Origin of the sequence: Microbulbifer sp. CNSA002, from assembly GCF_047324085.1 — a bacterium.
Classification (GTDB): Bacteria; Pseudomonadota; Gammaproteobacteria; order Pseudomonadales; family Cellvibrionaceae; genus Microbulbifer.
In genome coordinates, this window is the sequence record NZ_CP172449.1 from 2115526 (window position 1) to 2137792 (window position 22267).

At 45.7% G+C, this 22267-nt stretch carries 19 protein-coding genes; 17 read left to right on the plus strand and 2 right to left on the minus strand.

The features are described from left to right. Nucleotides 1–719 precede the first annotated feature (719 nt). Nucleotides 720–2249 (minus strand): flavin-containing monooxygenase, encoded by a 1530-nt coding sequence (locus tag ACG1BZ_RS09505; RefSeq protein ID WP_413665403.1) that lies wholly within the window; start codon nucleotides 2247–2249, stop codon nucleotides 720–722. A 115-nt stretch (nucleotides 2250–2364) separates the two neighbouring features. On the opposite strand from ACG1BZ_RS09505, the gene ACG1BZ_RS09510 reads away from it, so the two are divergent. Next, nucleotides 2365–3402, plus strand: coding sequence for an AraC family transcriptional regulator ligand-binding domain-containing protein (locus tag ACG1BZ_RS09510; RefSeq protein ID WP_413665404.1), 1038 nt, complete (start codon nucleotides 2365–2367; stop codon nucleotides 3400–3402). 22 nt (nucleotides 3403–3424) lie between these two features. On the opposite strand, the gene ACG1BZ_RS09515 is transcribed toward ACG1BZ_RS09510, so the two are convergent. Beyond that, a complete protein-coding gene (locus ACG1BZ_RS09515; protein WP_413665405.1) occupies nucleotides 3425–4957 on the minus strand; it encodes a DUF1254 domain-containing protein in 1533 nt (510 codons plus the stop codon). A gap of 881 nt (nucleotides 4958–5838) precedes the next feature. Between ACG1BZ_RS09515 and ACG1BZ_RS09520 the strand changes: the two genes are divergently transcribed. The 16 genes from ACG1BZ_RS09520 (at nucleotide 5839) to ACG1BZ_RS09595 (ending at nucleotide 22263) form a co-directional block, all read left to right on the plus strand. After that, a complete protein-coding gene (locus ACG1BZ_RS09520) occupies nucleotides 5839–7314 on the plus strand; it encodes a class I adenylate-forming enzyme family protein (RefSeq protein ID WP_413665406.1) in 1476 nt (491 codons plus the stop codon). 92 nt (nucleotides 7315–7406) lie between these two features. Beyond that, complete coding sequence (locus ACG1BZ_RS09525; RefSeq protein ID WP_413665407.1) at nucleotides 7407–8555, plus strand: PLP-dependent decarboxylase; 1149 nt, start codon at nucleotides 7407–7409, stop codon at nucleotides 8553–8555. Between the two features lie 3 nt (nucleotides 8556–8558). Then, a complete protein-coding gene (locus ACG1BZ_RS09530) occupies nucleotides 8559–9599 on the plus strand; it encodes a hypothetical protein (protein WP_413665408.1) in 1041 nt (346 codons plus the stop codon). Then, the gene (locus tag ACG1BZ_RS09535) at nucleotides 9596–10429 is read left to right on the plus strand and encodes a hypothetical protein (protein ID WP_413665409.1); all 834 of its coding nucleotides are present in this window, start codon (nucleotides 9596–9598) and stop codon (nucleotides 10427–10429) included. Before ACG1BZ_RS09530 ends, ACG1BZ_RS09535 begins: the two co-directional genes overlap by 4 nt. Next, the gene (locus ACG1BZ_RS09540; RefSeq protein WP_413665410.1) at nucleotides 10426–10956 is read left to right on the plus strand and encodes a hypothetical protein; all 531 of its coding nucleotides are present in this window, start codon (nucleotides 10426–10428) and stop codon (nucleotides 10954–10956) included. The genes ACG1BZ_RS09535 and ACG1BZ_RS09540 overlap by 4 nt, the downstream gene beginning before the upstream one ends. Nucleotides 10957–10958: 2 nt before the next feature. After that, nucleotides 10959–11978, plus strand: a complete 1020-nt coding sequence (locus ACG1BZ_RS09545; protein WP_413665411.1) for a hypothetical protein — start codon at nucleotides 10959–10961, stop codon at nucleotides 11976–11978. After that, a complete protein-coding gene (locus ACG1BZ_RS09550) occupies nucleotides 11971–13833 on the plus strand; it encodes an acyl-CoA dehydrogenase (protein ID WP_413665412.1) in 1863 nt (620 codons plus the stop codon). Before ACG1BZ_RS09545 ends, ACG1BZ_RS09550 begins: the two co-directional genes overlap by 8 nt. After that, complete coding sequence (locus ACG1BZ_RS09555; protein ID WP_413665413.1) at nucleotides 13830–15797, plus strand: NAD(P)/FAD-dependent oxidoreductase; 1968 nt, start codon at nucleotides 13830–13832, stop codon at nucleotides 15795–15797. Before ACG1BZ_RS09550 ends, ACG1BZ_RS09555 begins: the two co-directional genes overlap by 4 nt. Then, nucleotides 15794–16708, plus strand: coding sequence for an alpha/beta hydrolase (locus tag ACG1BZ_RS09560; protein WP_413665414.1), 915 nt, complete (start codon nucleotides 15794–15796; stop codon nucleotides 16706–16708). The genes ACG1BZ_RS09555 and ACG1BZ_RS09560 overlap by 4 nt, the downstream gene beginning before the upstream one ends. Next, nucleotides 16705–17835, plus strand: coding sequence for a hypothetical protein (locus tag ACG1BZ_RS09565; RefSeq protein WP_413665415.1), 1131 nt, complete (start codon nucleotides 16705–16707; stop codon nucleotides 17833–17835). Before ACG1BZ_RS09560 ends, ACG1BZ_RS09565 begins: the two co-directional genes overlap by 4 nt. A gap of 2 nt (nucleotides 17836–17837) precedes the next feature. Beyond that, the gene (locus ACG1BZ_RS09570; protein ID WP_413665416.1) at nucleotides 17838–18092 is read left to right on the plus strand and encodes an acyl carrier protein; all 255 of its coding nucleotides are present in this window, start codon (nucleotides 17838–17840) and stop codon (nucleotides 18090–18092) included. A 19-nt stretch (nucleotides 18093–18111) separates the two neighbouring features. Then, nucleotides 18112–18846 carry a tetratricopeptide repeat protein gene (locus ACG1BZ_RS09575; protein WP_413665417.1) on the plus strand — a complete coding sequence of 245 codons (735 nt, stop codon included), beginning with the start codon at nucleotides 18112–18114 and terminating at the stop codon, nucleotides 18844–18846. After that, nucleotides 18846–19550: an ABC transporter ATP-binding protein gene (locus tag ACG1BZ_RS09580; protein WP_413665418.1), complete on the plus strand. Its 705-nt coding sequence runs from the start codon at nucleotides 18846–18848 to the stop codon at nucleotides 19548–19550. Before ACG1BZ_RS09575 ends, ACG1BZ_RS09580 begins: the two co-directional genes overlap by 1 nt. Further along, complete coding sequence (locus tag ACG1BZ_RS09585; RefSeq protein ID WP_413665419.1) at nucleotides 19547–20266, plus strand: hypothetical protein; 720 nt, start codon at nucleotides 19547–19549, stop codon at nucleotides 20264–20266. The genes ACG1BZ_RS09580 and ACG1BZ_RS09585 overlap by 4 nt, the downstream gene beginning before the upstream one ends. Nucleotides 20267–20268: 2 nt before the next feature. Beyond that, complete coding sequence (locus tag ACG1BZ_RS09590) at nucleotides 20269–21498, plus strand: ABC transporter permease (protein ID WP_413665420.1); 1230 nt, start codon at nucleotides 20269–20271, stop codon at nucleotides 21496–21498. A 60-nt stretch (nucleotides 21499–21558) separates the two neighbouring features. Further along, nucleotides 21559–22263 (plus strand): outer membrane lipoprotein-sorting protein, encoded by a 705-nt coding sequence (locus ACG1BZ_RS09595; protein ID WP_413665421.1) that lies wholly within the window; start codon nucleotides 21559–21561, stop codon nucleotides 22261–22263. Nucleotides 22264–22267: the final 4 nt, after the last annotated feature.

The window sequence follows — 22267 nt, forward strand, 5'->3', positions numbered from 1 at the left end:
CGGTTTTTTTACCCAATTCCTGCTTTAAGGTTTGTTTTTTGCAGTTGTAGCGTAGGCTATATCTGGTTGTAGTGCGGCTAGGCGAAACTTTTAAAGGTGGAGACGATAAAACCTAGAATATAGGAAAAGTATTTGCTTTCTGGTCTTCAGATTGAACATACCGTTTGCACCGCCAGATTGTCATTTTTGAATTACATTGGGAAGGTTCTTCATTCCGGCGATAGCATATTTGATAGGGCTTGGAAATTGACCAGCCTCTTTTAATGTTATTAAAAATTTGGAAGTTTGTGAACGACGGGTTTTTTCCGCCGGTAACTTGAATTTGACAAATTCTGTCCCAGTTTTCTAGTTGTATACTTACAGAAGACGCCATTGAAGCTATTGATAGCGAGGACAAAATTAAAAAAATACTCACAGCTCTCACAATAAGCCATCCTGTCTGGTGACCTAATATTCGGATTTGCTACCCCATGATTATATGGTTACGTGAAGCCCGTAACGAATTCCGAGAAGGCATCGGTGGCGGATTAATTAGAAGTGTTTGTTGCTTTATTGTGAGGCGCGACTGTTAGGTCAAATAATGTTGATCGCGGTTGTTCACTTTGGGGTTTTAGTCTGAGCTTGGAGTTAGGGATTTTGTGCAGTATCTATATCCGTCTACCTGATGAAAGGTAAAATAGAAGCGAGCCGAGGCTCGCATTCTTAATGCTGCCTGAAATTTAAATACTGCTTACTTCGATAGAGGATGTGTTGTTTTTATCTTGTGCCTTTTGAGTTTTCTCGGTGTCAAATTGGTAGGGCAAAAAAGTTAAAAATTCATCCTCAATCGCTGAATCAAGGAGTATCTTACAGTCCTCCTCATAGTTATTTAACAGGCGCCATGGATAGCGCTTACCTTGTCTGGGAAGTTCTCCATTTGCCCGTTTTACATAGCCAGAGTCCAGGCTGCTCATCACCGAACCTTGCTCAGCACTGCCTTCGCTATCTATCGCTGTACACACCTGAAAGTTATGTGCGTCCATGTATTTTAATAGGCGGCAAATATAGCGAGCAGTAATGTCGGCTTTAAGAGTCCAGGGGGCGTTGGTATAGCCGAATACCCATGAGATGTTAGGAACCCCCTCCATTAGTACTGCTTTGTAAGTCAGCTTTTGATTGACTGCTACCGGTGCACCATCAATACAGAGCTTGATACCTCCTAGAACTTGTAACTTTAATCCGGTCGCACTGATAACAATGTCTGCGTCTAATTGTTGCCCTGACTTAAGCAGGATACCTTTATCTGAGAAGGTTTCTATTTCACCGGTGGCAACAGAAGCTTTTCCTGAGCAGATTGAGGAGAACAGATCTCCATCGGGTACAACGCAGAGACGTTGATCCCAGGGGTTGTAACTGGGATCGAAGTGACTGAGATCGTAATTAGCTGGAAGGCTTTTTCTTACATCTTTTAATAGTAACTTTCTAATAAAGTTAGGCCAGCGCTTAGCAGCTTTAAAAATCCAGCGCTGCAATTTGATATTGCGCCAGCGTCCTAGCCTATGGACCCAGGGTGCTGGCAGAAATTTTGATAGTACACGAGAGATTTTATCGATAGATGGAACTGAAATGATATAGCTTGGGGAGCGTTGCAACATGGTGACATGTTGGGCGGTGGTTGCGAGCGAGGGGACCAGGGTAACAGCGGTGGCGCCGCTGCCGATCACGATAATACGCTTGCTGCGGTAGTCCAGATTTTCTGGCCACTGTTGGGGATGAATAAGTTTTCCTTGATAGTTTTCTATACCTGGATATTGCGGCAAGTAGCCCTCTTTATGGTCGTAATACCCAGTACAGGCAATCAGAAAACTACAGGTATATCTCACTGGGCTGCCAGATTCGGTATTGTGACCTTCCAGAGTCCAAGCTCGGTCTGTACTGGACCAGTTTGCCGTAGTTAAATTTATTCCAAAGTGAATTCTCTTTTTAACGTCATATTGCTCTGCGGTGGTTTCAATATATTTTTGGATAGATGGGCCATCCGCGAGTATTTTCTCGCCGGACCAGGGTTGGAAGTCATAGCCGAAGCTGTACATATCGGAATCAGATCGAATGCCCGGGTATTTAAAGAGGTCCCAGGTACCGCCGACTTGTGCCCGCCGCTCGATAATGGCGAAGCTGCGCCTGGGACATTCGCGACTCAAATGACAAGCCATTCCTACGCCTGAGAGTCCCGCGCCGATAATTAATACATCGAAATGAGTCGATTTCACAATCCCTATCCCTGCAAATTTCTATGCCTTATAGACTGGGTAGATGTGCCCATGATTTATTGTTAGATTGCGACAAATAATTGTCTTTCCGCGCCACAAAGATGGGGAGCAAGTTATGGGTAGCCTTGTACGAGTCAGTATTCTTTCCGGTTTCAGTGAATTCGTGGAGCAGCTTGGGGGCAGGGGGGAAGCCTTCTTGGCCGAGTTCGGTATGCCTTGTGATATCAGCCCGGCGGATTCCCGCCTGGTATCATTTGTTGAGGTCGCGCGCCTGTTGGAAACTGCAGCACGCCGGTTAGATCGCCCCGATTTGGGGTTGTGCCTCGCATCGCGACAAGGGGTGGACCGCTTGGGTGGGATAGGTGTAGTTGCATGCAACGCGGCCACTCCCCGGCAAGCCTTGCTATCCGTTAGGCGCTTTCTTTCTCTTCATAGTTCATCCCTCAGTATGCAAATGGAGCCATTAAGTGAGGGAGATGTACTACGTATTGTTTTTGATTGGCAGGACCCAGCTCTCAGTAGCTATCGCCAGATCCGGGAGCAGGTGCTGGGAAATACGCTGACGATGATACGGATGTTGGTAGAGACTGAGTGTTGCCCGCAAAACGTACTGCTGCCTCATGGCCCTCAAATGGCAGAGGGTGACTACTGCAATTTCTTTGGGTGTGAGGTTCTGTTTAGCTCGGGCTATTGTGCGATGGACTTCCCAGCTGCATTTCTGGATACACCACTGAAGTCTGCCGATCCAGTGGTTGAGCGATTGGCCATTCACCATTTGGAGCAGCAGAGTGCGACGCTGCCCGTTCCTCTAACTGTAGAAATTCGACAGTTACTCAGTGAAATACTGCCCAGCGGCAGATCTCAGCTTGGTAATGTGGCAGGGGCGCTCAAGCTCCACCCCAGAACTTTACAGCGCCGCCTGGCTGCGGAAGGGCTTAGGTTCGAAGAGCTATTGGATAACGTGCGGCGGGATCTGGCGACTCGATACTTATCCGATCCGAATCTGGCCTTGGGGCAGATTACGGGTTTGTTGGGGTACTCCGAGCAGAGTACATTTCAGCGAGCTTGTCGACGTTGGTTTGCGGAGACTCCCCGGAATCACCGCTTACGCCTTGCTGGCAGCGCAATTGTGGGGCGGCCAGAATCTCCGTAAAAGCCTGTAGGGGGCGGTTCTTTCAATATTCAGTAGGCTCCACTTCCCCAGGGCGCCAGGTTTTCTCCAGCCATGGCCCCAAGGGCCCATACAGTCTCAAGATTACGAAGAAACCTTTGTTGGGTAGGGTCTCCAGCCAGTTTTTCTCAAACCCTTTTGGCGCCTTGGGTCCAAAATAAACGTCATAAGAACCATCGGAATTTTGTCTTATCCCTTTCGACTGGCTGCTTACTGCGGGAAAGGGCTGGCTGGTTTTTAACATCGAGCGCGTTTGGCTGTCGTAGATATTCACTGCCCAAAAGGCATTGACCGGTACATCGGGGGGCAAGTGCAATTTGTATTTTCTAGAGCCGTCAAAGGGTTCTTTATTTTCATCGACAAAGGCAATGGCGTAATCAGAACCTTTGCCAGGTTCAATTGCAGTCATTGCTGGGCTGACACCGGTATAGGGGTAGAAGTAGCTGACTCGAGCGTCACTATTAATGGTTTTGCCATCGGGGCCATTGAAGAAGATGTTCTTGCCGGGAAACGCCATTACCCAGGCGCTATCTGTGCCTGGGTAGATTTTGATATCGGAGAGGGATTTGTCTGTCCGTGGGTACCAAACAATTGAGCGGGCTATACCATTACCAATTGCAACTGCGTCCGTAAGAATTTTGGTCATTCTTTTATCTGGACTGAAGGCTTTTCCTTTTTCAATGCCTATTGAGGCAAAGAGGCCGCGAGTTTCTGGGTTAAGCATCCCAACCCACTCGTATTGAACGACTTCATTAAGGTGCTTATAGAATTGATAGTCATTGGGGTGGATGGTGTTGAAAGCCTTTCCAGACGCACTGATAAAGACCATCCTTGGCGGGTTACCTTTTTGAGCCAGGGGGTAGATTCTCAAGTTGTCTTTGATGTTTTGCACGGCCTCCGGCAAAGGCTGGTTACTTGGCGAGCGCATAAACACCCACAGTCGGAAGGAGCGAGGGTAGATGGGAATGTAGCCGAAGGGAATATTGCCTTTATAATCTGGTGGCAGTAACAGAAACTTTCCCCCGCGCCCCTTATCCGGGCCAGAGGAGCCGATATCTTCAACAAAGCGGAACCAGGCATCATTAAACGCGCCCATAACGTCGGGCGGCGAGTGAAACACAGTTGGTCCGTCTCGTTTTAGATCTAAAAAAGCCAGCGTATAGATAGTCGAAGTATTGCCTGTGAGAAAAAGAGACTCAGAGTTCATTAATCGATCGAAAATTAAGACTTCATTGGCAGACTTAGCGCCAAGCTCTTTTCCCCCTTTCATCAGAGCATGTACTGATGCTCCCTGAATTCCCTTGAGGAAACTATCCACAGCACGCATATGATCCAAATAGTCGTAGAGCTTTTCTGCGGTCTGGGGGTAGGGAGCGCCATCGCGGAATTCGAGAGTGCCAATACTACTGTCCACCTTATCTGGCGTACTGATTGATTTCAGAGTCTCTGGATGTAAATCGGCGCAAAGCGGCAGAGAGCTGGTTAACAGAAGAAAAATTCCGACAGACCCAAATGCGTACTGAAGTAATCGAATCAAAATAGCTACCTCTATATGCAAGGCGTGCGTGATACGTAAGTGTGTGGTATTGCTTCCTCTATTGGGGTTATTTCGTGCCAATTTTTTGTGTTAACTGCCGGATTATAAAGATGGCTATCTCCAGGCGTAACTTGGGTATCTTTAGCGATAAGTTTGGCTTAATTTTGATCTGGTGAGGCCGGTGATTTAAAAGGTCAATCTTATTGTAATTATTGGTCTGTCACATTTGGGCTGGCGCCCGTGTTTTGTCTGGCAGACCTGGATTTAAAGGTTTACTTGAAGTCAGTAATTTCACGCCGCTACTGATTTGGCCCCTGTAATCGAAATTATTGCATTAACTTGCATTCAAATATTTATCTGGCTTTCAGCGCCGGTAGCCGATCACTTGTAAAAGGAACCTCTCAAGGTTTCATGGTTCTCAAAAACCACCTTCAGAAAATAAGTTTGATTAATTTTTAATATTTGCCCGTCCTATTTTGTGACCATTCGGTTCAAATCTTTGGGGCTTTATAGGGTTTTACTACCAAAAAAATTATTTTCTTTTTTTTGGTAATTTAGTGGAATTAAATCCTGAATAAATTGGTTTTTCATTGCCTATTTTTTTACTTGGTAGTGGTGCGAGATCGGAAAAAGGGTTTATTAACTTCTTGATTTATTTGTCTTTTGGAATGTTTGTAATGTTTAGTCAGATCGAATAATTTCTAACAGGATGAAACTTTTCATGGATTGATAAAGAGGTTGTCATAAGCTTTACAGAAAATGCTTGTCATTATTGGGTCATCCGATTTATAAAATGATCGTCCCATGTAGCCGGTTTGAATAGTTTTTTTTAGGCTTATTCGGACTAGATCAAAAATCTTAGAATAATAAATGGACTAAAAATGTTTTCTCTTGCCAGCCTGTTCGAGAAAGTTGTGGGAAAATGTTGGCAAGGTCGTCTGGAAAATCTGGATGGCGAGGTTTTGACCGCGGCTCACTGTGAGGATGCGTGGCTCTCACTTACAAATCAAGAAGTTTGTTTCAGTGCTGGCGACCGCATTTTAGTGTGTACTCAGTCTGAAATAGAGGCGGTCGCCATTATGTTGGCGGCGTGGAAGATGGGGTTGGTGGTTGTACCTGCAAAGGGGGATCTGAGCCATTCTTCAATTAAAATGATCGCTTCAGACTGTAATGCCAAGGCGATATGGCGTGCTGGAAAAATTGAGGACTTGCCCGATTATCAGCAGGAATGCTCAGAGTTTGAAGTGTCTTCTATTCCAGTGGTCACAGGCGTAGATCTGGCTCTGGTGATCTATACCTCAGGAAGTACTGGTAAGCCAAAAGGCATTATGCTTACCCATCAAAATATTCTGACCTCCTTGGCCTCAATATCCCAATATTTGGGCCTGACAGCACAGGACAGAATTTTGTGCTTATCCCCTTTATCATTTGACTACGGTCTTTATCAGGTACTATTTGCGCTATATAGCAACTGTACAACTATCCTCTACGACAAACCATTTAACCCCATACAAGCCCTTAAAACGATTTCAGAGCGGGATATATCTGTTCTTCCGATAGTGCCAGCAATGGGGGCTGCCCTGGTCAAGCTGGTGGGTTTGGTTAAACCTGATCTCAGCAATCTGCGCAGTATCACCAATACTGGGGGCCATTTATCTGAGTACATGATTCGCGCCTGGAAAGAGTACTGCCCAAGTCTAAATGTTTTCTCTATGTATGGTTTGACTGAGTGCAAGCGAGCCTTGTACTTGGAGCCAGAGCTTTGGGAAGAAAAGATGGGTTCAGTTGGCAAGCCGATCCCTGGCCTGGATGCACGTATATTTATACCTCACTCAGAGGTCAGTAAATTTAGAGAAGCAAAAGCTGATGAGGTAGGTGAGCTTTATGTTCGTGGGACGGCAGTGATGCAAGGCTACTATAACCCGGCGGCTCAAGGTGGTGCAGAAATCTTTTCGGGCAGATATAGGGACGACAATTGGTTGGCGACGGGAGACCTTTTTACCCGTGATCAGGATGGCTTTTTCTATTTTAAAGGGCGTTCAAAAGACTTAATAAAACAAGGTGGATTTTGCCTGTTTCCAAAGGACTTGGAAAATCATATTGATATGTGCCCATTGGTGCACATCAATGCAGTCATTGGCACTAAAGATAAGCTCGAGAATGAAGTGGCTACTTGTATTGTGGAGCTTCATGAGAATACCGCTGACAATCAGAAGCAGTTTCGCACTTGGCTGAAAGCGAACATAGATACTGACTACATGCCTAGAGATATCAGGTTTGTTGATGGAATTCAATTAACCGCTAATAGCAAGGTCGATAGGAAGCGCTTAGAACAGGATTTACAAGTCCATGCCTAATGATCTGAGTATATTTAGGCGAGATCCCGCCTAAAACATAAAACGCTAACTTAATAAAAATATAAACGATACGTTTAACCCTTGGGGGAGTTATGGGTGCACTGTCAGATGCGCTGGTTCAACAGTTGGGCCAAAACAAGAAACAGCTATCTACACCTTGTTATATCTATTCCGTTAAAACTGCTCACGATAACTACAAGCAGCTGAAGGAAGCGCTGGGCACGGGATTGATATACTCTCTAAAAGCCAATAGTTGTCTTGATTTAATACTTCGTTGTGGGCACATCTTTGAAGACGGTATTGAGATTGCATCTATAGGCGAACTAAATCTACTTCCCAAAGGGAATAGTCCCCGATTTGTCAATAACCCATCGGCAGATAAGGCCTTTATACGCGCTGCCATTGCGAGTAAGTGCCATTTAATTATCGACAACCTGAATCAATTAGCTTTGGTTGAGGAGTTGAAGGCAAGGCGGCCAGTAAACCCTGTCGTTTTAAGGCTTAACCCCTCAATCTTGAGTCACTTTGATAGGAGTCAAAAGGGATTAAGAAAAGATCATTTTGGTTTCGACTGGAATGGCTGCCTTGAGGCTTTGGATTTTTGCAAGAAACATGAGATTCCAGTTTTAGGTTTTCATTTGTTCAGGGGCTCATACTCCTTTAATAAAGGTGCTTTCGATACTGCCAAAGTGGCTTTACAAGTTGTTTATAAGTTTGAGGAAATACTGGGATACCCTCTGTCATTAGCCAATCTAGGTGGTGGGTTTGACCCCAATTGGCGGGAGCAGGAGTTTGATTTTGAGCAATATAGAAATTTGATTGCTGAATTTCCTGATCATATCAAGGTGGTTCACGAGAGTGGTCGAGCAATTATGGGCTCAGCCGGTTATTTCGTCACAGAAGTTCGCTATAAAAAGTCCATTAACGGTGACAAGTACGCCGTATGTGATGGGGGAATGGCCCAAAATTTTCTGTTGGCGAAAACGGAAAGTACCTTTAAACGATTCCAGCAACCTCATGTTTTGCGTAATGGGACTCCTCTAAAAGGGAATGATGAGGGGCAGAAAGTCCTTTTAGTGGGCACATCTTGTAATAAGGAAGATGTGATTGGGGAAGTCAACAATATTGACCTTCGAGAAGGGGACTTAGTCATATTTGATGGATGTGGTGCCTATAACGCAAGTTATACCGTAGCACCTTTCCTCAAGTTGCCGGCTCCGAACTCTTATCTGGTGGAGTAGATCATGGAAATGCAATCGGTTGTAGGTGGTTTTGTTCTCAATCAATTATCCAGTATTTCACCAGTGCCCAGCACATTGAAATCGCTATTAGAAAATTCTTGTGCTCGGCTATTCGATGCATCAATGATTATCGAAGATCCTTTGACAGAGCTTGCACCACTTAGGGACGCTTCGGTTCAGCAGCCATTAGAGCAGTTTGAACAGACCTTTGTTATTGATCAAATTATTGACACTGTCCGGGATGAAGGACTGGATAATCACTTTCACAACATGATCGGGCTATTTGGCTCGATTATGTTGAGCCTGACTGCTACAGATGATCAGCTTGCCCAGGTCAATAATTGGGTGGAGCAGGGGATTTTCGGCCACTTCCTTATGACAGACCCCGGCGGCCCGAGTCTTATGGGGTGGAAGACAGAGCTGGTTGAAACTGATAGCGACATGCTACTGAATGTCGACAAGATCCACGGCATTGAAGCACATAAGCTTGGCTTTGCCATGGTAGTTACGAAGCAACCGGGAAGGCCTTTTCCCCTGACAGTGATGTTGCCGCCAGAACTCTGTAACCAACTACGGCAGAGTACTGTAGGAGAGCCGTTTTTAAATGGCACCTTACAGCTGGGAAACTGTAAGGGTAAAGTATCAATTACCAAAGACATGTTGTTGAGCAAAGGTGGGTTGGGTAGCGTCAATCGATTTTTAACACTGGTTCGCCCGCGCTTTGTTAAATCACTAATGCACTTTGTGCTTTGGCTACATGACTGTAAAGAAGCTCATTTAACCAGCGAAGATCAGGCTCATATAGAGTATCTAATTCATTTGTGTAATGAGCAGGTAGCCGCAACCACTTTCTCTATGCACAGTGTAAATCGTGTTCTGGCAACGAAATTTACCAGCAATGAGCTTTTGTTGAACCTGGTCTTGTCAGGAAAGATCAAATCTGTGAATCGACAGCGCGATCTGTTGGCTTTCACAAAAATGGAAGGCAGTTCATATCGGTGCTTCTTTGAGATATATAGCAAATTTAAGGGGCTGCGGGTATGAGCCTGTATTTACGATCTGCAGCTTTTATCCCTATAGAAGGTGTCACTGTCTCATCCAGTAGTGATGTGTCAACTGCCTTTGGTGATATTGCCAGGATTATCCGAAGACAGACAGATAGTGTATTAGATGCTGCTCCAGAGATAAAAGATTCGCAAATAGATCGCCATTTTTTATGCTCTACCATGATTGAACTTCCTTTGAGTTCATCGGCGATTAGTGAGCAGGGCTTCAATTACGGTGATAATGCAAGAGCGCCAGTTACCAGTTTTGTTAATACCTATGAATGTGCATCTTGGGGTTATAGCCTTCGGCATTACCTGACACAAAATCCGGAATCACGCTACTTACTGGTTAGTATTCTTGACGCCAATATTTTAGATCTAACGTTTTGGCGAGAAAATGAAAATTGGGGAGATAGTGGTTTTGGCCTCTGTACACTGTTGTTTGAAGTGCGGGATCTTGACAGTATAAACCTTAATGCATCCTGCACGATTACTTATAATACAACTCCAGAATTTGCCACTGTCATCCGAAAGATGGCTGTTGGACGAGATGACCTGACTTTATCTTTACCGTTCTTTCCAGAGAATATTCGCCAAATTTTCTCCAAATTGTTGTCGGCCAATCAAAAGTTACCAGACTTGCACGATCGATGGGGGCATTGTTTTGGTAGTGATCCCTGGCTGAATATTATTTGCCAAGGCGCTAAAAAGGGCTTCGACAAGCAAGAAAATTTTCTGGTCTGTTCGATTGCATTGAATGGCTATTATTGCACTGTAGAAGTTACCGTTGATGAACAAAGTCACTTCTATCTAATGGAGGCTGCGTGATGAAGACTGTTGAGCTATCAACGTGTCTCGAACGTAACCCCTATCCGGACACATTGAAATCCTGCTTAGCACAAATGCTGCCGTTGAGTACTGAGCAGGACTATCTTGCATTATCCAGCCTGCCAGTTAATTCCAGTCCGGTGCTGCTGAATCATTCAGAGCACTATCAATTACTGCTGGATATTCTGCGATACTTTGAAGATTCTGAACTGGATATAGACTTAATCTTGATAAAAATGCAGATGCCCGCTGGTGGGCGTATGCCAAGTGCTCTATTACAAGACACCGTTTTAATGCTTCATGACCTGGCTGGTGAAGAAGCGATATTGGTTAGAGAAGGAAAGCGATATATAGCTATTGAAGATAGCTTGGTTCGCCACCCATTTGAAGCGGGAACAAACCAGCTGAAAATCAGGTTGGCAATGGATGTTGATTGCCATGATCTCTTAATTGAGGGGCTTTCTAAATTACTTATCGAGTGCGGTTTCGGTGATATAACAATAAACACCATGGACGGGACAGCATAAAAATGTTTATTAAAAACCTATGGGTAGACAGTGGCGGGCAGGTTGATCGATTACTTGATGCCTTGAGAGGACACCTGGATCAATATGATTTGTTACCAGAACTTATCTATGTGGTTTCTGCGGGAGAAGCTAATGTTCTACAGGATAGTCGGATTGTAGAGTTTATAGCAGACCTTGAAGATGGTGGGCATAATATTCGATTTGTGGGTAGCGCCTGCACCAGCTTCCATGCTGCAGTATTGAGTTTTTCAAAGTGTAGTGAAGCCGAAGCTTTGATCTTAAATCTCGAACTGGGCAAAGAGCGGCAACAAGAGTGCCTGGATTCATTGGGAATTGGAGTTGGGCCTGATCAAGATGGCTTAGATGTTCTTGTAGGTGTGGCGGCTACCTGGATCTGTCGGGAGTATTGTGAAACACATCTCTGTCAAATATCCAGCTGCGATATTCTTTCACAAGCGCCATCTTTATCTGGCGCACCAGATTTAGTAAAGAGTATTAAGCAGGTAATCTCAACCAACTCTAGTGATGATACTCGAGTAGTTTCCTTTGATATCCGCTCGAAATGGGCCAAGGGGCTCCTGAAAGGATTTTCGCACAGCGATAAGGCCTCATGGTTACCCAGTATCGAAGAGAACGGCTGGCACTATTTGAGTATTAAACCTCTGTCTGAATTGATCAACTACTACATTGAGGAAACGGTGACTGATCTATGGCTGTTAACTCTAGGGGGTGGCGGCAGGGTAGGTTGCCTGAAAATAGACATTCCTTCGCCCAATTTTCAGGGCTTTCTTTCAAGATTGGTAAATGTTGAGAAATTGGTGTTGGAAGACGCCTATATAGATTTTAGTTCCGCCCAGCATCTGGCTGACACTCTAGGCCAGGATTACCTTTCGCATATTCGTGAGGCATTAAGGTATCCCAAGAGGATTTACCGTGGAAGACATAACCAGATATTTGACTGGGTATTAGGTGCAGGTAGTTGGCGTACGCTGTTGGAATATCAAGGAGCAAGACATGGATAATAATATTTATAAAACTGATATAAGAGAATTTAAATTCCTTATTGAAGAACAGTTCCATGAAGCTAAAACTCTGTTCAGTGACCAGATGTTTAAAGGGTGCTCACCAGAGATTCTCCATGAAATTTTAGTTCGGGCTAAAAAATTCTCTTATGAGGTTCTCGGGCCGGGATATCAGGATTCAGATCGAGAGGGATGCCAGTTAGAGAATGGGAGAGTGAAGCTCCCGAGCGCATTCCCTGAGATGTGGCAGAGGTTTAAGGAAGACTGGGGGAATATTTCCTCACTTGAGGGCGAACAAAATACAACTATTCCGCCCTTTGTAATGCAAATGCTCCTGGAAATGTTTATGGGGGCAAATCCAAGTTTTATGACTTATGGTGGTTTTTGCCTGCCGTCCTCCACCTTGGTGGAAAAATATGGAACCGATCTGCAAAAAGACCTGTTTAGGGACAAATTAGCCACCTCAGAGTGGACATCTTGTCTCTGCCTCACTGAACCCCAGGCGGGAAGTGATGTATCCCTTGTAGAGACTCGCGCTGCGAAACAGGAAGATGGCACTTATTTGTTAACGGGCGAAAAATATCTGATCAGTGCCGGTATGCACGACCTGACAGAAAACACCGTTTATTTCGTTATGGGGCGTGGCGAAAAAAGCGGCTCGGGCACCTACGGTTTGTCTTGCTTTATTGTGCCTAAGTACTGGGTTGAAGAGGATGGGAGTCTCGGCGAGTTTAATAATATAGAATGCATTTCTCTAGCTGAGAAAATGGGCTTTAAAGGGTGTGCAAACACTCACCTTCGGTTTGGTGACAATGGCCCCTGTAGAGCTTACCTACTGGGGAATCGTGAGAATGTAGGCTTGTTGCAGTTTCTTACCTTGATGAATCAGGCACGAATCAGCACAGGTGTTTACGCCTTGGGTATGGCTTCCTCAGCCTACTACAATGCACTTTCCTATTCGACAAAGCGCTTACAGGGCAAGAGATTTCACGAGAGCTTTAGCTCTACCGCAAGCCGGGTCAATATCGTTGAGCATACCGATGTCCAGCGTATGTTGTTGGAAATGAAATCCAAGGTAGAGGGCTGTAGAGCACTGATTGCTAAACTGACATTGTCAGAAAGCTTAGTCAAAATCTACCAGGGGCAGGAAGACAAAAAGGATCGCATTGCTCACTATCAGGGTTTAATGAACCTGCTAACTCCAGTTGTTAAAGCCTATATCAGTGACCAGGCTTGGCGTATCTGTGAATTGGCAATTCAAACCTGTGGTGGTCAGGGGTATCTCAAGGATCTGGGTATAGAGCAATATGCCCGGGATATTAAAGTGCTGGCAATCTGGGAGGGAACGAATTATATCCAGAGCCAGGACTTGATCCGGGATAAGTTAGGATTGGGTAATTCCAGTAAGCTATTCCAATTCTATCAGGCAGAAATTGATAATTTCCTCAATCGGGCCACGGACTACCCTCAGTTTAAGATTGAATTTGAGCGCTTAAAGACCTCGTTTGGACATTTCGAGGCAGCACTGAAAGCTGTGCAGGTATGGGTGAAGACAAAAGAAATGTTCAAAATCCCTGCCTATAGCACACGTATTCTACATATGCTTGGTGATATAACCTTGGCTTGGCTTTTATTGGAGGCTGCATGCGCGTCATCAGATAAGTTGAGTCAGGACCTGAACGACACTGACGAGGAGTTCTATCGCTCGAAAATTGTCAGTGCTAAATTCTTTATTCGCAATGAGTTACCCCGTACCAAGCTGGTGCTGGATATCCTTCAGGATCAGGACTCTTTTTGTGAAATGGACGCTTCCTCCTGGAATTCATTATTGTCAAATGTGGAGGCTGTCTCATGAACAAGCTTGATCAGCTGGAATCCAAATACGATGTAGTGATTATCGGTGGTGGATGGGCTGGCTTAACCCTGGCCCGTCAACTTAAGCTCAATGATGGTGCTTTAACCATATTGGTTGTTGAGGCAAATACTGAGTTTAAGGCCAAAGTTGGTGAAGCGACAGTGGAGATGACCGGCCACTACTTTATGAAGCAGTTGGGTTTGGTGAATTATCTCTATAGGAATCACTTGCCTAAAAATGGTTTGCGTTTTTTCTACGATAACCCTGAGCATACACTGTCATTAACAGAGATGAGTGAGCACGGAACCACCAGTATTCCGCCTCATCCAGCTTTTCAAATTGACCGGGCCAGATTGGAAACCGACCTTGTCGATATGAATAGGGCGAATGGCATAGAGGTTATTCAGGGCGTAAAAGCAAAAAATCTCAACATACAGCCAGGTGATGAACTCCATTCTATAGAGCTTATGGAAGATGGCGCTAGCGGAGTGGTTAACGCCCGCTGGTTAGTAGATTGCAGTGGTCGAACTCGGGTTGCTAAGAAGCATAAGAAGCTTACCCGTGTTGAGAATGTCCCTAAACACTTCTCTGCCTGGGGTCGGTTTAAGAACATACAGGATATCGACTCCATGGGAGATATGAATTGGAGAAAGAAGGCCTTTGGACGCTTTCTTTCAACGAATCATTTTTCTGGAGATGGTTACTGGGTTTGGTTTATACCCTTAAGTGGTGGCTATACCAGTGTAGGTATCGTTGGCGAGAATAGTAAATTCGACAAGCCGCCCACAAAGAAGCAAGATTTCCTAGATTTTCTGTTGGCTTATAGAGCTATTTCGGAGCTTCTGGAAGGTGCCGAGCTTATTGATTTCGAGGCCTGGGGACAGCTTGCCTATCGAGCGGATGAGTTTATCTTTGAGGACCGCTGGGCTACCTCCGGATTTTCCTCGATGTTCCTTGATCCTCTGTTTAGTGGTGGGGGCGATATGATAGCCCTGTTTAATGACCATATTTGTAAGTACATTGTTACCGATATCTCAGATAGTAATCGTGAAGAAGCTCAGCAGCGGCTTGCAAAAGAATTGCCGATCGCAAATCAAGTGGTCACAGAATTTTACCAGGGCCTCTATGCCCATGTAGCAAATGTATACCCGGTTATTGACTCTGCTGAACTGTGTTCTCCTCTGCTTGCCTACAATACCGCTGCTTATTTCCTGGAGAGTGCCTGGGATTATATGTCAGGTAATTATCTGGATCAGGAGTACTGGCTACGCAAAAGTTACCTGCGCCGTGGATACATGGCCCTTGAGTTAATCCTGCAACGCCTTTTAGTTGAAACGGCAAAAGAGCTTAAAGTTCAGAATCGATATTTTCGCAGAAATAGTGAAGGTTTCTTTGAGTCCGGCGCCGATCACTATAAGTACTTTGTATATTTAATGGGAACCCAGGGCCGGGACGGTTGGCGAATCGATCTGAGGGTCAAACTTTGGGTTGAAGTTTTCCTGAGTGTTGTCCAGGCGCGACTCGACCTCCCTAAACTGGCAAACCGGATGGTTGTTCAGCAGGCTATCACCCTGCCTGATCTTTTACAAAAGCCGAATATGAATGGGGCTGACCTCAACTGGCTGCTTGAGAAGTTATCTATCAAGCTTACAGATCTAGTCAATGAGGATATAGCAGATCCAGTGAGCGTTATTGTATCGGAAGAGTCCTTCCACACAGATACGATTGAAGTTATGGATCTTGCGGGTAGCTACTCCAATAAAGAACTTGCTGAGGTTAACAAGAAAGCAAAATCTATCTGGGTGCAGACTCAGGAGTATATTGCGATTCCCAGTATGGTTCCTGTATTTCTTGCTTTTGCACGCAGTCAGCCGGATAGCATAATGGATTCGGTTATTGACCAGCGTGAAGCTATGCGCACAGCTGAATTAGACTCTGCTCATGCGGATTCGGAGGTTGTGTGATTCAAGAGTTCTTTCAGGCGCGGGATGGAAAAAAACTCTCCTTTCGCTGGTTGCCGTGCGATGAATCTGACTTGGTGCTTGTCTGCATGCACGGGAGCACGTTCAGTAGCCAGTGGTATTTAATGTTTGGACGGATGGTACACCGAAACGGTATTAGTGTGTGTCTGCCAGACTGGCGAGGCCATGGTAAAAGTGAAGGTGTTCCGGGGGATCTCGATTATTCCGATCAACTGCAAGACGATCTTGCCGATCTATTAAAACACCTCAAAAAAAGAGGGGCTAAGGCCTTTGTTCTTGGAGGGCACAGCGCGGGATCATTGGTTGCACTTAAATATCTGCACCTATATGGCAGTAAAGATATTGCAGGTTTTTTTGCGATAGCACCGCCTCTGACTCAGTCAGAGGAAACAAGAAAATACGATATTCCAGCATCTGGCTTTGAGTATTACATTCGTTACGGAAGGAAGCGTCACTATACGCGGCCTAGGGCATCGGCTGGTGATCAGAATCTGCCAAAAATAAAAATGCTGAAATATTGGCTGGCACTTTTATTCCCCCCATTGAGGAAGTTATCAGTGCTGAGCTTTCCCCCGGTGGGATCAGCAGCGGGGAATCAGGGGCGAGTTCTGGACTGCACGTTTAACTTACTCAGTGCCTATAACGTAAAGAGATACGCGGATCTCTTTGCGAGTTTAAATGTACCCTGCCACTTTTTTGTCGGTGAGAAGGACGAAGTACTTGATACCCATGTGCTCCACACTGTATTGAGCTGGTATCTCTCTCCCAATATTAAGTCTGGACTCACCGAGTTGCCCAGAGCTACTCATATGTCAGCTATTTCTGCTTCGGCAAAACCTATTTCCAGCTGGTTGACAACTTTGATGCGGCAACCTGAGGGGGCTGTTGCATGAGACCTAGCAAAGGCAAAACTCCCCTGATGAGAGAAAAAATGTTGCCCGTCGGTGCAGAGGTTTCACTGAGTTCATTTTTAAGTGATGCCGATTGGGGAGCAGGGCATGGCGAAGATTGGACATCTTTAGGAACTATAAAGAGAAGTGATAAAAACACTTTTCACTTGCAAGTTGGCAAGACGTTTCGATTTCCCCTTTATTATTACCTGAAGGACGACCGCCTATTTGTTGGTCAGGATTTATCACTATTTCCTGCTGTTGGTGCCGATACGGTAGATTGCCACTACTTAATTGAAATTGAGTATTTTGGTTTCTCCATAGAAAGAAAGAGCCTTTTGCAGAATGTTAAAATGCTCTTTCCAGAAGATGATGTTGTTATATCAGCCAGAGAACTGATTTGGCTCTCAGCTGAACATCATCAATCTGGGTCATTTGATGCAGCCCTGGTGACTCCTGAAGAAGCTACCGATAAACTCTTCAACAGTTTACCTGAGGTAACCTCTAAGCTTTTCTCGCCTGTTGATACCACTTTTTATGCTCATATTGCCAATTGTTTGGCTGAGTCAAACGACTCCAAATTAAAAGTGGGGAGGCAAAGCCTGCCTTTAACGGTGGGCTATCAGGAAAAACGGGCAAAGATCTTTAATACGGCTCATAAAAATAGAGTCGTAGAAGGGATCGATCTACAAAGTTACACCGATATGGTACAGGAAGAGTTGGATCGAGCCTGGCAGGACTCAGAATCAAGTATCGATAGGGAACATTATATCTTCCAGACATTCTATCTGCCTTTTGCCCAGTTTTTACTCAATATACTGGCAATGAATACCAGCAAGATGGTGGAGATTGTTGGTGGTTCGGGAGATGAGGGTGTAATACCCCCGGCACTTTCAATAAGTGATAAACCTATCTGTAATGTTTACGAATCTTTTCAGCGGGTGTTTTTTTATGGACACCATTGGCTTGCAAAAGTCTGGTTCTATATACCGCCCATGATCAGTTCTGCTGCCATAAAACAGCAGCAAAAATACTCAGCACGAGAGCAGCATGTTTGTGTTTTTACTTTAACGTTGGACTACTTGCTGCGATTTAATAACTTAAAAATAGGAAATGTTACCGGAGAGTAAATATGTCTACAGCAGTTGTAGAAAGCAATGTACAAGAGCTATGTGAGCAAATAGCTCTTATGCTGAATGTTGATGCTGTCGATGCAGATACACCCATTGCAGAACTCGGGGTAGATTCCCTGAATATTGTCGAGGTGATTCTAATTTGCGAGCAGTTGTACCCGGGGGTGATGAGCCCTGAAAATCTTGTTTTCGACGAACATACCACCCTAAGGGAAATGGATGGTCAACTACTTGAAAACTCGGAAGAAGTCTAGCGTACTTCGGGAGCAGTCAATGTTTAAAAAAGTACTTACCATTCTTATCAGTAGTTTTTTTATTGGAAATGTTGTTGCCTGGTTTTCAGGTGCTGCTCCCATCGAGTTTGGCAAGATTGCCTATTCAGAAGGCGAGATGGAGCAGGTGGAGTTTCTCCAGCAGGAGATTGGTGAAAATAGTACAGACCCCGACTTGATGTTGGAGCTTGGGCAGTTATTTAGTCATCATAACGAGCTTGAAAAGGCTGCACACTTGCTGGAAGCCGCGTATCAACAGCGTCCAGACGACATGCTGATACGTGCAGCGTATTACTCCAATGAGGGCAAGCGCGCAGGTGCGATGTTTGACCCTGCGATGGGGCTTTACAAGCTCTACCGTCTGCGGCATGCGATGGACGAGGTGGATCAGGCAGGTCTCAGTGCCGATTCAGATTTTAATGTACGCCTGATACGGCTGATTACTTTTTCTTATGTAGGAGAAGTAAGCGGCCACTTTGAGCGGGTGTTCGAAGATGAAGCCTGGTTTAAGAATCTGATGGATTCAGATCCCGATCTATTGCCGACTGCTATGCAGCAGGTGGTGTATTTGTCTTTGGCTAATGCCTACTGGGTGAAAGCTGGAGAGGGCACTGAAGATTTGGCAGTGGCCATGGATTACTACCAAAAAGCAATAGCAATGGCTCCTTGTCCTGCAACGATGCAAACCTCTTGTGAGCAACTGGGGCAAATGGCAGTCACCCTGGGTAAAAGTTAATGTTGGTTGAGCTTAAGCGTGTTTCAAAGCGCTATCGATTGGGTGATCTCTGGGTCGATGCCTTGCGGGATATAGATCTTGCTATCGATCGGGGTGAGTTTCTGGCTGTGAAAGGGCCCAGCGGTAGTGGTAAGAGCACATTATTGAACCTTCTATCCGCATTGGATCAGTGTGATTCCGGATCAGTTCATATTGATGGCGTTAATCTTGGGAGTTTGGGAGAGCATCAGCGCTCCCTGTTTCGAGGTCGTCATATTGGGATTGTTTTCCAGTCTTTTAACCTGATTCCCGTGCTTACAGCACTTGAGAATGTGATGTACCCGCTGACACTGCGGGGGGCTAACAATGCCAGGCAACTAGCGTTAGACGCTCTGGAAGCAGTAGGGCTTGCCAAGTTGGTTAATCAGCGTCCTACCCAGCTTTCGGGGGGGCAGATGCAGCGAGTGGCGATTGCCAGGGCAATTGTCAGTAAGCCGGATCTGGTGCTTGCGGACGAACCTACAGCCAATCTGGATTCGCGCACGTCGGAGAGCATTATGAGCCTTGTGAAGCAGCTCAACCAGGAGCAGGGTGTCACTTTTATCGTAGCCACCCATGATGATTATGTAACCAGCTTGGCATCTCGTGTTATCACGGTACGAGATGGTCATTTGGTAGAGGATACAGCTTCGCCTCAAGGTATTGTTCAGGAGGCTTTTGCATGACAGCAATCATAAAAATGTTGCTGGCTAGGGACCCGCTAACTAGAGCGGCTTTGGCTATTTCAGTTGCATTCTTAATTTCTGCACCGGCTTTGGCTGAAGATTTCGTCTTTCCAACTCCGATTCCATTCACCAATAGTGAAAGGGGAGCGCTGTTTGCTGCTGTTAATGGCGAAACGACCAGTGAGCAGAGAAAGCAGGCCTACCTGGCTCAGCTTGCGCGCCTTACGTCGATGGAAGATGCAGAGTTGCAGGATGTTGAGGAGTTAGAGGCTTTGATGCAGTCACTGGTGGAGAGTCTCCCGGATGACCCCGAACTCAATGCTGCATTGGGATCGACAACTTCCTTTAAATCCAGCTTCTACCTTGATCGATTGGCAAAACTATCGCTGTTCTCCAGACGAGGCAATCGCATGATGGACCGGGCTGTTAAACAATCTCCATTCAATCTGGGCGCCCGCCTTCAGCGGGGAATCAGCTGTGCCAATATGCCGGCCTTTCTAAAAAGAGCGCGCTACGCTGTTGAAGACCTGGAGCTGGTTAGGGAACAGGTGGGCAATCGGTTCGGTAAAGAATTTCTCGGCTTTGTAGAGTTCTACCTTGCCCAGGCTTACGAGCGCAATAAACAGCCCGATGATGCCCGGGTTCTTTGGGGAAAGGTGGCCGAGTCGGATACCGACTGGTCCGCTAAAGCCAAGCTGGCGCTTCGGAGTATTTAGTCATGGGCTTGGGGTGGAAAGTTGCACTGCTGAATATTATGCGTAACGGGCGCCGCAGCCTGATTACCTTGGCTGCGATCGTTTTCGGTTGTACCAGCCTGATTATTTTTGGCGGTTTTGTACAGTCGATGTATGAGGGGATGCGGGAGAGTATGATCCGCTCGCAGCTTGGTCATATACAAATCTATGCCAAAGGTTACAACCAGTTTGGCAAAGCGGAACCGGAAAAATACCTGATTGCTGATGGGGATCTCAAAAAGATTTCCGAGCTGGTAGAAAACGAAACCGATACACTGGTGGTAGCACCACGCCTTAATTTCAATGGCCTGCTTAGTGATGGCAAGCAATCGATAGCCATCACTGGAATTGGTATTGATGCGGAGAAAGAAGTGATGCTTTCCTCTGCAATTCAGATTGTTCAAGGGGACGATCTATTTCCAGAGGATATTTCTGCTGCCCACCTTGGAGAAGGCTTGTTCAATGCTCTGGATGTTCAGATTGGGGACTACTTGACCCTGTTGGCAAGCACCCAGGATGGAGCAATCAATGCTGTCGATGTACAGGTGATGGGGGTAATCACAACCGGTGTTAAGGAACTGGATGATCGCTTGCTCAGGGTGAATTTGCCTCTGGCCCAGGAACTGCTCTATACGTCAGATATTACACGGCTAGTGGTTTTACTGGAGGAGACCGAACTTACATCTACCTCAATTGCGACTCTGGCCAGTGTCTTTGAGCAGAACAATTTGAACCTAGAAATAAAAAGCTGGGAAGAACTGGCGGGTTACTATCATCAGGTTGTTGGCCTGTTTAACGGAGTTTTTGGTTTTATTACCGTCATTGTGTTGGTAATCGTCGCGTTGAGTATTTCCAATACCATGTTGATGGCAGTAATGGAGCGTACCCGTGAGCTGGGTACTATCCGAGCCATGGGCGGCACTCCTCGCCAGGTTGTAAACCTGATTTTACTGGAGTCGGTATTTCTCGGTTTAATCGGAAGTTTGCTGGGGCTACTGATTGGTGCACTGGCAGCCAAGGGCATTACCTATGCAGAATGGATGATGCCTCGGCCACCGGGCAGTACCCAGGACTATCCTATCCGTGTGTTTGTCGTGCCGGATATCTTATTGAAAACATTCCTGTTGGGTTTTTGTATTTCACTTGTTTCCAGCCTTTATCCAGCGATAAAAGCATCCCGGCTGCCGGTAGTAAAAGCACTTAGGTTTACTTGATTTGGGTCTTCTATGTGTAAGTTGAATTTTTTTTATGGGTGGGTGTCGGCGATAGCCTGCATGCTGTTTAGCTACTCAAGTTATGCATCGGTTTCGGCTGAGTCACTGGTTAATAAGTTGGATGACTTTCGGGGATTCAGGGATCAGGGCTTTAGCTTTGATATCACCAATATCAGCTATAAAAAGGACAAGGAGCCCCGCACCAATAAGCTCAGTGTCAAAGTATTTAATGAGCAATCGCTGATCCAGTTTTTGGCACCCGCCCGGGAAAAGGGCAGGGCAATGCTAAAAGAGAGCGCCAATATGTGGCTCTATATTCCCGGCACGCGCAGGGTTATCCGGATTGCACCCTCACAGCGATTAATTGGTGAGACCAGTAACGGTGATGTAGTGGGGGCAAATTTCTCCCGGGATTACACCGCAGAGCTGCAAGGGCAGGAAACTGTTGATGGGGAAGATTACTGGGTGCTGTATTTATCGGCAAAATCCTCTGGTGTTGCCTATGATAAAGTAAAAATATGGATGGCACAGGCTGAGGGAAACCTGCCTTTAAAGGGGGAGTTTTATACCCGCTCCGGGCGCCTCCTTAAAACAGCGCACTATAAAGAGTTCAAGCAGTTTGAAGGCGAGCTGAAACTGCATAAATTACTGTTGGTGGATGCGCTCATTGACGAGAGTTATACCTGGATGAAGTTCGATGACTATCGTCTTGAGAGCCTGGACCCGGCAATTTTCCAAAAAGGCTCCCTTGGCAGGCTGAATTGAGGTG

Excerpts from the sequence above, each read along its gene's own strand:
- ACG1BZ_RS09580 (WP_413665418.1), top strand. The coding sequence starts at position 18,846 with ATGTTGGTTGAGCTTAAGCGTGTTTCAAAGCGCTATCGATTGGGTGAT.
- ACG1BZ_RS09525 (WP_413665407.1), top strand. The coding sequence starts at position 7,407 with ATGGGTGCACTGTCAGATGCGCTGGTTCAACAGTTGGGCCAAAACAAG.
- ACG1BZ_RS09535 (WP_413665409.1), top strand. The coding sequence starts at position 9,596 with ATGAGCCTGTATTTACGATCTGCAGCTTTTATCCCTATAGAAGGTGTC.
- ACG1BZ_RS09565 (WP_413665415.1), top strand. The coding sequence starts at position 16,705 with ATGAGACCTAGCAAAGGCAAAACTCCCCTGATGAGAGAAAAAATGTTG.
- ACG1BZ_RS09530 (WP_413665408.1), top strand. The coding sequence starts at position 8,559 with ATGGAAATGCAATCGGTTGTAGGTGGTTTTGTTCTCAATCAATTATCC.
- ACG1BZ_RS09545 (WP_413665411.1), top strand. The coding sequence starts at position 10,959 with ATGTTTATTAAAAACCTATGGGTAGACAGTGGCGGGCAGGTTGATCGA.
- ACG1BZ_RS09570 (WP_413665416.1), top strand. The coding sequence starts at position 17,838 with ATGTCTACAGCAGTTGTAGAAAGCAATGTACAAGAGCTATGTGAGCAA.
- ACG1BZ_RS09590 (WP_413665420.1), top strand. The coding sequence starts at position 20,269 with ATGGGCTTGGGGTGGAAAGTTGCACTGCTGAATATTATGCGTAACGGG.
- ACG1BZ_RS09595 (WP_413665421.1), top strand. The coding sequence starts at position 21,559 with ATGCTGTTTAGCTACTCAAGTTATGCATCGGTTTCGGCTGAGTCACTG.
- ACG1BZ_RS09575 (WP_413665417.1), top strand. The coding sequence starts at position 18,112 with ATGTTTAAAAAAGTACTTACCATTCTTATCAGTAGTTTTTTTATTGGA.
- ACG1BZ_RS09550 (WP_413665412.1), top strand. The coding sequence starts at position 11,971 with ATGGATAATAATATTTATAAAACTGATATAAGAGAATTTAAATTCCTT.
- ACG1BZ_RS09510 (WP_413665404.1), top strand. The coding sequence starts at position 2,365 with ATGGGTAGCCTTGTACGAGTCAGTATTCTTTCCGGTTTCAGTGAATTC.
- ACG1BZ_RS09520 (WP_413665406.1), top strand. The coding sequence starts at position 5,839 with ATGTTTTCTCTTGCCAGCCTGTTCGAGAAAGTTGTGGGAAAATGTTGG.
- ACG1BZ_RS09555 (WP_413665413.1), top strand. The coding sequence starts at position 13,830 with ATGAACAAGCTTGATCAGCTGGAATCCAAATACGATGTAGTGATTATC.
- ACG1BZ_RS09585 (WP_413665419.1), top strand. The coding sequence starts at position 19,547 with ATGACAGCAATCATAAAAATGTTGCTGGCTAGGGACCCGCTAACTAGA.